This is a genomic window from Acinetobacter sp. AS167 (genome assembly GCF_037152175.1).
GTDB lineage: Bacteria > Pseudomonadota > Gammaproteobacteria > Pseudomonadales > Moraxellaceae > Acinetobacter.
In genome coordinates this window covers 49,814-61,946 of sequence record NZ_JBBCMP010000018.1, presented here as the reverse complement: position 1 = coordinate 61,946, position 12,133 = coordinate 49,814, and the positions used below count along the sequence as shown (strand labels likewise).

The following is a 12,133-nucleotide window of genomic DNA, read 5'->3' as shown; positions in this document are numbered from 1 at the left end:
AATTCTCTCAAATAAACTTCGAGTAATTTAAACCAATCAATCAATGATAATATTTCGATCAATCAATTAGTAAAAATCCACACAAGTTGTTCTTCATATTCTCTTAATGATTAATTTATCACTTCGTCAGTGATAAATAAGACGCAATAAACATTTAACAACTCAACCCTCTAAGCTAAGTTCGTTTGCTGTATCGCGTCGGGATGAGCTCATTATAGGGCAATTTCTTACACACGCAAGTGCTTTTAACTGATTGTTTTATTGAGTGTTGTATTTTTATGCACTATTTTGGATCATTTTTAAACTTTTTATCGTGTAAGCTTTTAATATTAAAGCAGAAATATGAACAAAATATTTCTGCTTTATTTTTTAACTATTTTTTCACATTTGTTTTTATTGTTTGAATACTGATGATTTTTACAGCTTGTTTAGGCACATCTTGGTGCATACCAACTGTTTGTGTTGGTGTCTGTACGATTTTATCGACGATATCCAGTCCTTGAGTCACCTTACCAAATACTGCGTAACCAGGGTTTCCAGCAGACTTATTTAAAAAGTCATTATTTGCAACATTAATAAAGAATTGACTGGTTGCAGAGTTTGGCGCATTGGTTCGAGCCATTGCCAAAGTCCCACGAACGTTCTTTAAGCCATTGCTAGATTCATTCTGAATCGCTGGTTGCGTACTCTTCTCTTTCATGTTGCTATCAAAGCCACCACCTTGAATCATAAAACCAGGGATAACACGATGGAAAATGGTGCCGTTGTAAAATTGACTATTTACATAGCTCTTAAAATTTTTTACTGATATCGGGGCTTGATCATCATAAAGCTCTATATTGATGTTGCCTAAATTGGTTTTAATTTGCATATCTGTATTGGCGAACGCTTGATTCACCAAAACCACTAAAGCAAGACCGATACCTATCTTTTTGATCATTTTCTTTTCCTTAAACATTTTAAATTAATAAGCCTCTCATAGTAGTCTGCCTTTATTCTTTTGAAAAATGACATTTAAACACGTTTACCAATACTCAACAGTATTCACGACTATATTTATATAGCTGTCATAAGCCTTGCTGGTTGTTGAATATGTTTTATAAACAAAAAAAGTATAGCTAAGCGATTGTTATTAGATTTTATAGAACAATTTTTTTCTGATTACTTTTTAGCCAATCACTTTTGTTCCACGTGAAACAAAAGTGATTTGTAAAAGATGATATTTTGTTATTGTTTATCCCAGAATTTACGAAACTCTTTACTCATCTCTATAACGTATTTTTTAGCTTTACGTGAAACAGGGGTTAAGTTAATAAATCCGTGCGTTTGATCTTCATAATCCTGATAATGAACCTTTACGCCATTTTGACGTAACTTATAAGCATAAATTTTACCTTCATCATGCAAAAGATCATGTCCAGCCGTTACTACAAATGCAGGGGCAAGTTTCTTTAGCTGACCATTGGTTGGTGAAATGATTGGATCATCCAATGCCATATTAAAACGCGTCGCATAATAGTCAGTCACATAATCAATATCTGAGCCTGTCAAAACTAGGCCATCTTTATAAGCAAAGAAAGATGGATGTCGACTCTTAAAATCAACAGCAGGATAAATCAAGAACTGGGCTTGAGGCGCAAACACTGTATTGACTGTGCGTTGTGCAACAACAGCGCTAATATTTCCGCCCGCACTATCACCTGCAACCGCAATACGGTTTTTGAGAATTTTAAATTGACGGCGATTTTGATACACCCAAGCCAAAGCATCTTCACAAGATTGAATTAAGTCACGTGGGCTAACTTCAGGTGCGAGTGGATATTCAATACTTAAAACCTGAACTTTTGCATGGGCAGCAATTAGGCGACACACTTCATCATGGGTGTCCACACTACCCACCACAAAACCACCGCCATGATAAAATACAATCATTGGCAATTTTTTATTTGGTGCAGGATGGTAATGGCGTGCATAGACGCTGCCACTTTGCAGCGGAAGACGAATATCTTCAACAAATTGGATATGGGTCGATTTATTTATAATAGATTGCATTTGTGATTCAAATTGCTTTCTAGAGCGCTCTACATCTGCGCCAATAAAACCCACTTTGCCCTGTTTAAGTTGAGCTGCCATCAAACATTTGGTGAAGCTATCCAATTGAGGAAACTGGTACGGGTAACCCAATAACTTGGTTAATGACTCTTGAGCGAATGTAGGCAAACGATCTAAAGCCCTACCTGCTGAACCCTGCCCTTTTTCGACTAAATCATGAATACTACGTTGAAAAGCAACCATTATGATTCTTCCTTAAATGTTCAAATTCTTCATATTGTCTACATGATCAGGCATCGACTGACTATAATCTTATACAAGTCTCATCATCGATATACAAATATAATTTTTAAATACGCTAATCTGAGTTAAATGACTTGTCATTGACTATTTTGCTATAGATGAATTTTTTTTTGCTATTTTGCTTGTTAAATGGAGACAACTTATGGCTATAAAAGCATTAATTGTTTCATTCATAACGTCTATTATTGCTGTTGGTTGTGTTGCATTTCCTGAAGATGGTTATGACTCTCGCGGCTATGGGCAACCAGTGTATCGAGATTATGGCTATGGACAACGCTATGATCCAAGATATGACCGAAACAATGATCGCCAACGTTGGGAACGCGAGCGAGCCTATCGTTTACAACAAATGCGCATTGAACAAGAACGGCGCCAAAAGAACTGGGATAAACAACGTTGGCAATATGAACAAGCCAAACGTGATCAAATGAAAAGGCAGCAATGGGAACAACATAGAAAAGATTGGAACAATAAATCAAATCGTGATCACCGCTGGGACAACCGACCTGATCAAAAACAGTGGCAACAGCGTGATCGTCAAAATCAACAACAGCAACGTGATAAAAGACGTGATGAGCGTAAAAACAGAGATCAAAACAAAGATTAATCTTCAAGAATCTGGGGCTAACCCAGATTCTTTTGTCTTTTTAGCAAACAATTTAATCATTTATAAAAGCAAAAGTAATGATTTTCCTCAGTAATTAATAGCTTCAGGCGTTTCTTCTTTGCTGAGGAAATTTTGTCATTTGGGTCATTGCGAACTGACTCATTTCAAGTAATGATTTCAATAACATCAATTCATCATTGAACTTGAACAATTGATTTGGAAAATCGATTGTTCAGAATAGATCATGTTTGGTTTAGCAATAAACGATTTTCTAAACTAGATACATTTTTGATGTCACAAAGTTCTATTGATCGAAGCTCTTCGATTTGATTGAACATGAATAATATTGATCATGGAAAGGAAAAAAATAATGAAATGGTCTAATGCTCTCATTGCTGCTGCGGGTCTTTTGCTTGCAACATCTGCCACCCAAGCAAAACAAGTTATGTGTGTGTTTGATTTAGTGGGTAAAAATGGTGATGTTTTTACCTTAATGAAAGATTATCAACTTGCAGCGAAAAACTGGGGTGCGGATCTGGAATTAAAAGTGAATTCAAATGAATCTGTTATTGCTGAAGATTTTAAAGCGGGTAAATGTGATGCTGTCAGTATCACAGGTATGCGTGGCCGACAATTTAATAGTTTCACCGGCTCTTTAGATGCAATTGGTGCGATTCCAGATCTCAATCTCGCGGTAAAAGTAATGCAAGGATTAGCAAATCCAAACTTTGCAAAATACATGACCAGTGGAAAATATGAAGTTGTTGGTGTTATTCCAGTAGGTGATGCTTTCCTGATGGTCAATGATCGCAATATCAATACAGTTGCAAAAGCAGCAGGTAAAAAAATTGCGGTACTCGACTATGACCAAGCACAAAAAATTATGGTTCAACAAATCGGTGCTCAAGCAGTTGCCGCGGATGTTACAAATTTTGGCAGTAAATTCAATAATGGTCAGGTTGATATTATTGGTGCACCTGCAGCTGTATTTAAACCTTTAGAGCTGCATAAGGGTTTAGGCACCAAAGGCGCTATTGTGAATTACCCACTGCTACAAGTCACAGGTAATATTATCATTCGTCCAGATAAATTCCCTGCTGGCTATGGTCAAAAATCTCGTGATTGGATTAAAACGCAATTGCCTCGTGCAAACACCATCATTGGAAAAATGAAAGCAGATATTCCGGCGAAATACTGGATGCAAGTTCCAGATGGTGATAAGCCTGGTTATCAAAAACTCATGCGTGAATCTCGTATCAGTTTGACCAAACAAGGCGTTTATAACAAACAAATGATGAAAATCCTTTGGCAATTCCGTTGTAAAAACGATCCGAAAAACTTTGAATGTGCGCTACAAGATGAGAACTACAAATAATTCTAGATTAAATCTGATAAATTTAGTCTGAATTTACTTTAAAGTTCACTCACTGACCATATATTGAGTATGTTATACTGAATATATGGTCTTTTCATTTAAGCCATTTGAAATCTGAGGAACAATATCATGACCGCCCAAGCACTTGAGCTGACTGACAATGCTGCAAATAAAGTTCGCCAACTTCGTGATAGCGAAGGTAATCAAGATCTGATGTTACGTGTCTATGTAACGGGTGGCGGCTGTTCAGGATTTTCTTATGGTTTTAACTTTGCCGAAAGTATGAATGAAGATGATGCTGAATTTATAAATGGTGATGTAAAAATGTTGGTTGACTCGTTGAGTTATCAATATCTCGTCGGTTCTAAAGTTGACTATATTGAAGGCTTAGAAGGCTCACGTTTTATTGTAGAAAACCCGAATGCAACAACAACTTGTGGTTGTGGTTCATCATTCTCAATTTAATTCAAAGCATATTTTTGAAGCAAATCATGCCCTCTTCTTGTGAGGGCATTTTTATGCTTGAGACATCAATCTTAAATCGTTTCTAAAATATGTTGGCTTAATTGTTTAGCATTCTGTACTGGTATCCAATGCGTCGCATCCATCACAATTTCTTTATAAGCTGCTTTTACATAATGATGATTTAACGCCACGCTTTTAGAACCGATCGCTGAGTCATGTTTGCCCCAAATAAATAAAGTCGGCACATAAACTGGTTGGGTTAAATTTTTATTTGAACTAAATGGAAGTCCTCGATACCAATTTAATGCATAACTTAGACGCTTTTCCTCCACGATGTCTTGTTGGAAATCTTCAAGTTGTTTTGCGGTCATACCTGAATCTTTTAATAAACCCAGACCCAACTTGGGTAGTTTCTCAAATAATAATTCTGGAATTTTAGGTAACTGGAATAAACCGATATAGTAAGATTTTAACAATTGATTACTACTTAACATCGAACGCATAAATGCCGCTTTATGCGGTACAGAAATCGTAATCAAATGTTTTATTTTTTCAGGATAACGTTGAGCAACATCCCAAGCAACCACTGCCCCCCAATCATGTCCAACCAAATAAACCTGTTGTTGGATCATATCGATTAAAGCATTTACATCTTCAACTAAAGCAGAACTTCTATAATCACGGCGGTTTTGCGGTTGTGCACCTAAACTATAACCACGTTGATTAACAGCAAAAGTACGATAACCGTTTTGATTCAAGATCTCTGCAGTTTCTTGCCAGCTTTTATTGGTTTCAGGAAAACCATGTAACAAGACAAAAGGCTGCCCATCCCAAGGACCCGAATCTATCACATCAAAGCTAAAACCCTCTCTTTGAAATGATTCTATGCGCTGTTTCTGTATCGCTAAGTTCATTGTGATCTCAGTTTTAATTTTTATTGATATTGGAAGCTTATGCGCTATTTTTTAACAGCAGTAAAGGACAATCTCAGCGCTAAACAGGTCGATCATTGTTCTACAAAATATCTCACACTGCCAAGCAAAAATGAAACCACAGTTTGAAGTAAAATAATCAGTAGCAATTATAAATCAGCAAAACTGGTTTCATTTTGGTTGCTTTCATTTGTTTTACAGCGCATTTATTCTTATGTAAATATTGATTGCTAAGGTGTATAACTCACTTTAACAAGCATATTAGTTTTAAACTACTGTAATCGTGCCTAAGATACGATAGCCTTTTGCCCCTGTAACAGCAGGTAGGTTGCCACTTAACTGTTGGTCAAAGCGCATGGCGAGCCACGCAAATGCGGTTGCTTCTACCCATGTCGGTGCTAAACCTAATGCAGAAGTCGATTGTACAGACCAGTTGTGCTTACGTAGACGCCAACGGAGTTGTTCAAGTAGATGTGAGTTATAAGCACCTCCACCACAAACATAGACCTCACCCGTATCTAGGGGCGAACGATAAATGGCTTTCTTGATGGCACGTGTCGTGAGTTTCATCAATGTTGCCTGAATATTTTCAGGGGTATCTTCTAATTCATCGTATTCTAAATCATTGCGCCAATCTAAAATCTGCTCATCTAACCATTCCAAATTAAAGTCCTCACGCCCTGTACTTTTTGGAGGTTCTTTAGAGAAGTATTCATTTGCTTGCAGGCGGTCTAATAATGAACGTATCGGTTGACCATAAGCGGCCCAATTGCCATTTTCGTCATAAGGTTGTCCGGTATAACGATGACACCACGCATCCATAAGAATATTGGCAGGACCTGTATCAAAACCATAAACATTCTGCTCATCACCAGCAGGCAGCATGCTGACATTGGCAATCCCCCCTAAATTGAGAATCACTCGATGAATGGTTGAATGCTGGAATAAAGCTTGATGAAACGCTGGAACTAGAGGAGCACCCTGCCCACCTGCCGCCATATCACGACGACGAAAATCTGAAATCACAGGAATTTGAGTAATTTCCGTAATAATATTTGGATCACCAATTTGTAAAGTAAACCCATGTTCTGGGCGATGCCGAATGGTTTGTCCATGACAACCAATCGCTTTAATTTGGCTTTTATCTAAATTATTTTCTTGTATGAGTTGGTTAATACCATTGCCAATCATGGTTGCAAGAGCAACATCAGCCTTACCCATTCGATCGATTTCATTATCATCAGGTAAGGTCAATGCCATTAATTCATCACGTAAATGAGGATCAAAAGCGACTGTAAGCGTGGCATGGAGATGTAAAGGATCAAATGAAGCAGCAACAAAATCGACGCCATCCATGCTGGTTCCAGTCATTACGCCAATATAGATTGTTGTCATGAGATATTCTTCGCCTGCATTATGCTGAAAAAATGTTAGTATATCGCACAAATAGTCTAACTGAAGTATTTGGGTTTTTGTAATGTCAAATTTCCTGCCGGCTGAAGAACAACTTGCCCTCATTCGCCGAGGCACTCACGAAATTATTTCTGAAGAAGATCTTCTGAAGAAACTAAAAGAAAATCGTCCTTTAAAAATTAAAGCAGGATTTGATCCAACTGCACCAGATTTACATTTGGGTCATACTGTTTTAATTAACAAATTAAAAGCGTTTCAAGATCTAGGTCATGATGTCACCTTTTTGATTGGTGATTATACTGCCATGATTGGTGACCCAACAGGTAAGAGTGCGACTCGTCCACCGCTATCGCGTGAACAAGTTTTAGAAAATGCCAAAACATATCAAGAACAAGTGTTTAAAATTCTTGATCCAAATAAAACCAAAGTTCGTTTTAACTCGGAATGGTTTGCAACAAAAACCGCTGCTGATTTGATTCAATTGGCTTCGCAACAAACTGTTGCGCGTATGCTCGAACGTGATGATTTCACTAAACGCTATAATAGCCATCAACCGATTGCTATTCATGAGTTTTTATATCCTTTGGTTCAAGGTTACGACTCTATCGCGCTTGAAGCTGATGTTGAGCTTGGTGGTACAGACCAAACCTTTAACTTACTCATGGGGCGTACTCTTCAAGGTCGTTATGACCAAGAAGCTCAAGTATGCATTACCGTACCAATCCTAGAAGGTTTGGATGGTGTCAATAAAATGTCGAAGTCTTTAGGCAACTATATTGGTGTATTTGATGCCCCAGGCGCAATGTACCAAAAAGTATTGTCTATGCCTGACAGCTTGATTGAACGCTATTTTGAATTACTCAGCTTTAAGTCTATGGACGAAATTGACGTTCTTCTCAAAGAAATGGCTGAAGGTCGTAATCCGCAAGACATTAAGAAAATTCTTGCACTTGAGTTGGTTGAACGCTTCCATGGCGCAGAAGCTGCTGAACATGCACATAAAGGTGCGGGTAACTTAATCACTGAAGGCGAGCTACCTGAAGGTACGCCTGAAGTGACTATTTCTCGTGGTGAATACAACGGAGAAATCTCGATTGTTTCTATTTTACGTGCCGCAGGCTTAACCAAGAATTCAGCACAATCTAAAGATGCTGTTTCACGTGGAGCCGTAAAAGTAGATTGGGAAGTTGTGGATGCAAACTTCACTGTAAAAGAAAATGTTACTTTGGTTATTCAGGCAAGTAAAAAAGCCATTGCAAAAGTGAACTTTACCGATTAATCCCGTGTAAGCCAATAAAACCAGAAAAGCCATCAACATTGATGGCTTTTTTTATTGAATAAATTTATTCACCTGCAAGTGAACATTCAAAGTGGGTGCGATCTACCGTACAGCGTGCTTTTTTCAGTACCGACATCATCACAGGATCGTACACCCCTCTTTTTGTTAACTCAATCCGCCCTTCTCGCAATAATTTCTGATAACGGAGTGCATCATCCTTAGATACATTTAATTTATATTTTGCTGGAATTTCAGCTTCCATTTTTTATATTTTCTTAAATGAACTTGGTAACTGCTTCACAGCCCACTCACGTGACTTAATACCAAAACCTTCTGGAAACTGCTCAGGTTTAATAATTAAATCGGCAGTCACATTCACTACGGGATAAGTAAACATTGCACCATTGCTAGCTAAACCTTTATAAATTTCCAATGGTTTATAGGCATAGGCTGGCGAAGCAATCGCATCCACCTCACCATCATTAAATTTTTTCACAAAATTAAAAATATCAGAAGGAACCCCGATTGCACCTACACGTTCAACGGCAACCTTTTGTGCAAGATCGTAATGCAGATATGCAAACTTTTTACCTTTACCCTTTTCCAAAGTATTCATTGCGCGATCTTTAACAAAGATATAAGCAATACCAATCGGGGTAATCATTGCCAATTCATATTTGACCCCATTTTTTTCAGAAACTAATCTTTTTGCATTGCGTTTATCCAAGGCATAGTTGATCGCTCTTCTGGCAATTTCATTGTTGGGAATTCCTCCCAAAGCATCAATAGATCCACCAAATTTATTGTATTCACGTGAGCGCATGGTGGTCATTGCAGCAGCATCACATTTATTGGTTTTAAATTTTTTATCCACGGCTTCTTCTGACTGATACACGGTTAAATTAATATCAGCGCCCCATGCTTTGGCTGCTAAAGCCCATTCTTCCAAGAGTTTATAAGATTAACCCGCTTTACCCAGTAAATCAAACACACACACATTTTGTTTTGCGTGTAGCAGAGGTGAAAAAAGCTGAAAAAATAATCGGTAAATATCCTATTTTATTCATCATCTCACATCCATATTTTTATAAATAGATTTATCCTTGTAGATGTAAAAGCAATCCGAGTCTTTTACTTTAACTGCATATTTTTAGGTGATACTGTGATTAATTCTACATAAATTGGATATTTTGTATTAATTTTTTAACCAACTTTTAGATGAGATAAAAAATTCAGGGCAAAATTCTGATAAAAATAAGTAGCTGAGCTGATTTCATTGAGCGGTTTTTTATTGAGTGGTTTTAAAATTAAAATATTCTAATGATTATTGCTGGTTTGCGAGATATACGCTTTTTTTATTTAAGCATGCACCATAAAGCATTGTTTATTTTTTTGAATTGATCCTATTTACCCAATTTATTGTGCTTTTCACTCAAGAAAAGACATTTTGTCACTTCTTTTATCAAATACATTTTTTGAACTCTACCATTTATCCTTTACTATACCGCATCCGATATTCAATAGTCAGTTTCCTATGATTCAGTTAGACCAACTTTCAATTCGCCGTGGTGGACGCATTTTATTCCAAAAAGCGTCTATGCAACTTCATCCTGGTTGGAAAATTGGTTTAACAGGTGTAAATGGTGCGGGTAAATCCACATTGTTCTCAGCACTTTTGGGTGGAATGGAGTCAGACAGTGGTAGCTTAACCCGTCCAAATATATGGACCGTTGCCCATATGGCTCAGGAAATCAAAGCCTTAGATATGAAAGCTATTGATTTTGTATTATCTGGCGATGAAGAATATTGGCTAATACAAGACAAACTAAACCATTCTGAAGATTTGAGTAATGATGAGTTAGCGCATTTATATAGCCGTTTTGAAGAAATTCATGGCTATACAGCTGCATCTAAAGCATCTCAACTGATGGCCGGTTTAGGTTTTTTTGAGCATCAATCAGAACTTTTGGTTTCAAGTTTCTCTGGTGGGTGGCGGATGCGTTTAAATCTTGCTCGTACCCTGATGAGTCGTTCAGACTTACTATTACTCGATGAACCGACCAACCATTTAGATTTAGATGCAATTTTATGGTTAGAAGATTGGCTCAAGGCATATGAAGGGACACTCATTTTAATTTCACATGACCGCGATTTCTTAGATGCAATCACAGATCATATTTTGCATATCGAAAATCAAGTACTGACTTTATATACCGGCAACTACTCAACTTTTGAAACTACACGTGCTGAGCGATTAGCACAACAACAACAAGCTTTTGAAAAGCAACAAGAAGCTAAAGCACACTTACAAAAATTTATTGACCGGTTTAAAGCCAAAGCGACTAAAGCACGACAAGCGCAAAGCCGCATTAAACAACTTGAACGTATGCAAGAGCTTGCCCCTGCACATGTGGATAATCCATTTACCTTTAGTTTCCGTGAACCAAGCAAAATGAGTTCACCACTGCTCACACTTGAACATGCAGATATTGGCTATGGCGATAAATTGATTGTCACCAATGTAAATTTGCAGATTACACCAAGTAGTCGTATCGGTTTACTGGGAATGAATGGTGCAGGTAAATCGACCCTAATCAAATCTTTAGTGGGTGATTTGCCACTGATTCAAGGTTTACGTAAAGATTCAGAATTACTCAATATTGGTTATTTTGCCCAGCATCAAATGGATGCTTTAGATGGCAATGCCAGCCCGATGTTACAACTTTCTCGCATTGCTGACCCGAAAATCAGTGAAGCAGCCTTACGCTCCTTTTTAGGAAGTTTTGGCTTTAGTGGCGAACGTATGGACACCCCAAGTGAAAGCTTCTCTGGCGGTGAACGTGCGCGTTTGGCTTTGGCTTTAATCGTTTGGTTACGTCCAAATGTTTTAATTCTCGACGAACCTACTAACCATTTAGATTTAGATATGCGCCATGCACTTACGATGGCTTTACAGGATTTTGAAGGGGCTGTGGTTTTAGTTTCCCATGAGCGTCAGCTGATCGCTTCAGTCTGTGATGAACTTATTTTGGTCCATGCAGGTCAAAGTAAGGAATTTGACGGGGATTTACAAGATTATGCAACGTGGTTACGTCAAGCACGTATCGATATGATCAAGAATGGACAACAGCCTAGTGCCCCTGTTCAATCTCAGGTGGTTGAAAAACCAAGTATTTCAAAACTCGATAAAGAAGCACAACGTAAAGAAGCAGCTCGTCAACGTGAACTGAGCCGTCCTATTCGTAAAAATATCGAGAAAATTGAAAGTCAAATTGGAAAAATTCAACCTAGACTTGTAGAAATTGAAGCATTACTTGCAGACTCAACCCTTTATGAGGCAAACCGTAAAGAAGATTTACTCAAACTCATGAATGAACAGACAGAGTTAAAAGTAAAATTAGAACAAGCTGAAGAAAAAATGCTTGAATTGATGATGGAACTAGAAACATTAGAAAGTTCTTTCGATTAAAAGGCACTTTTAATTAAAAAGTACTATTTAATACAATAAGCTCCTCAAATCAGCTAGAAATAGGCAGATGCTTTTTCTAGCTTTATTTTTAATAAAATAACATTAATAATCAACAACCTAACTAATTAAAACATTTTATTATTTAAATTTTTAACCGCAACTTAATCATTTCAACAAAATTTAAAGCGCTTTATCACTTCTCATAAATCTTCAGTAATTCAATACATAGCCACGCTAT

General features: G+C 37.4%; 9 protein-coding genes and 1 pseudogene. 5 read left to right on the top strand and 5 right to left on the bottom strand.

Features of this window, described 5'->3' with window-relative positions; genetic code table 11:
* Positions 1-373: 373 nt before the first annotated feature.
* Together WFN33_RS19260 and WFN33_RS19255 are read right to left on the bottom strand one after the other, a co-directional pair.
* The gene (locus WFN33_RS19260; protein ID WP_336954643.1) at positions 374-940 is read right to left on the bottom strand and encodes a peptidylprolyl isomerase; all 567 of its coding nucleotides are present in this window, start codon (positions 938-940) and stop codon (positions 374-376) included.
* Between the two features lie 287 nt (positions 941-1,227).
* Positions 1,228-2,295: an alpha/beta hydrolase gene (locus WFN33_RS19255; protein WP_336954641.1), complete on the bottom strand. Its 1,068-nt coding sequence runs from the start codon at positions 2,293-2,295 to the stop codon at positions 1,228-1,230.
* A gap of 202 nt (positions 2,296-2,497) precedes the next feature.
* Between WFN33_RS19255 and WFN33_RS19250 the strand changes: the two genes are divergently transcribed.
* From WFN33_RS19250 to erpA, 3 genes are all read left to right on the top strand, one after another.
* On the top strand, positions 2,498-2,962 hold the full coding sequence (locus WFN33_RS19250; protein WP_336954640.1) for a hypothetical protein: 465 nt from the start codon (positions 2,498-2,500) through the stop codon (positions 2,960-2,962).
* Positions 2,963-3,332: 370 nt separating this feature from the next.
* Positions 3,333-4,337, top strand: coding sequence for a putative solute-binding protein (locus WFN33_RS19245; protein ID WP_004818193.1), 1,005 nt, complete (start codon positions 3,333-3,335; stop codon positions 4,335-4,337).
* Positions 4,338-4,466: 129 nt separating this feature from the next.
* On the top strand, positions 4,467-4,802 hold the full coding sequence (gene erpA, locus WFN33_RS19240) for an iron-sulfur cluster insertion protein ErpA (protein WP_004718915.1): 336 nt from the start codon (positions 4,467-4,469) through the stop codon (positions 4,800-4,802).
* 71 nt (positions 4,803-4,873) lie between these two features.
* Here the strand turns inward: erpA and WFN33_RS19235 are convergent, their stop codons facing one another.
* Positions 4,874-5,716 carry an alpha/beta fold hydrolase gene (locus WFN33_RS19235; protein ID WP_336954638.1) on the bottom strand — a complete coding sequence of 281 codons (843 nt, stop codon included), beginning with the start codon at positions 5,714-5,716 and terminating at the stop codon, positions 4,874-4,876.
* Between the two features lie 285 nt (positions 5,717-6,001).
* A complete protein-coding gene (locus tag WFN33_RS19230; RefSeq protein ID WP_336954636.1) occupies positions 6,002-7,129 on the bottom strand; it encodes an anhydro-N-acetylmuramic acid kinase in 1,128 nt (375 codons plus the stop codon).
* Between the two features lie 82 nt (positions 7,130-7,211).
* Here WFN33_RS19230 and tyrS point away from each other — a divergent pair, with 82 nt between their 5' ends.
* Complete coding sequence (gene tyrS / locus WFN33_RS19225; RefSeq protein WP_336954634.1) at positions 7,212-8,426, top strand: tyrosine--tRNA ligase; 1,215 nt, start codon at positions 7,212-7,214, stop codon at positions 8,424-8,426.
* Between the two features lie 64 nt (positions 8,427-8,490).
* On the opposite strand, the pseudogene WFN33_RS19220 reads toward tyrS, so the two are convergent.
* Positions 8,491-9,493 (bottom strand): annotated as a pseudogene (locus WFN33_RS19220) (putative solute-binding protein).
* A gap of 467 nt (positions 9,494-9,960) precedes the next feature.
* Here WFN33_RS19220 and WFN33_RS19215 point away from each other — a divergent pair.
* Entirely contained in the window at positions 9,961-11,895 is a 1,935-nt protein-coding gene (locus WFN33_RS19215) for an ATP-binding cassette domain-containing protein (RefSeq protein ID WP_336954633.1), read from the top strand.
* The last annotated feature ends 238 nt before the right edge of the window (positions 11,896-12,133 follow it).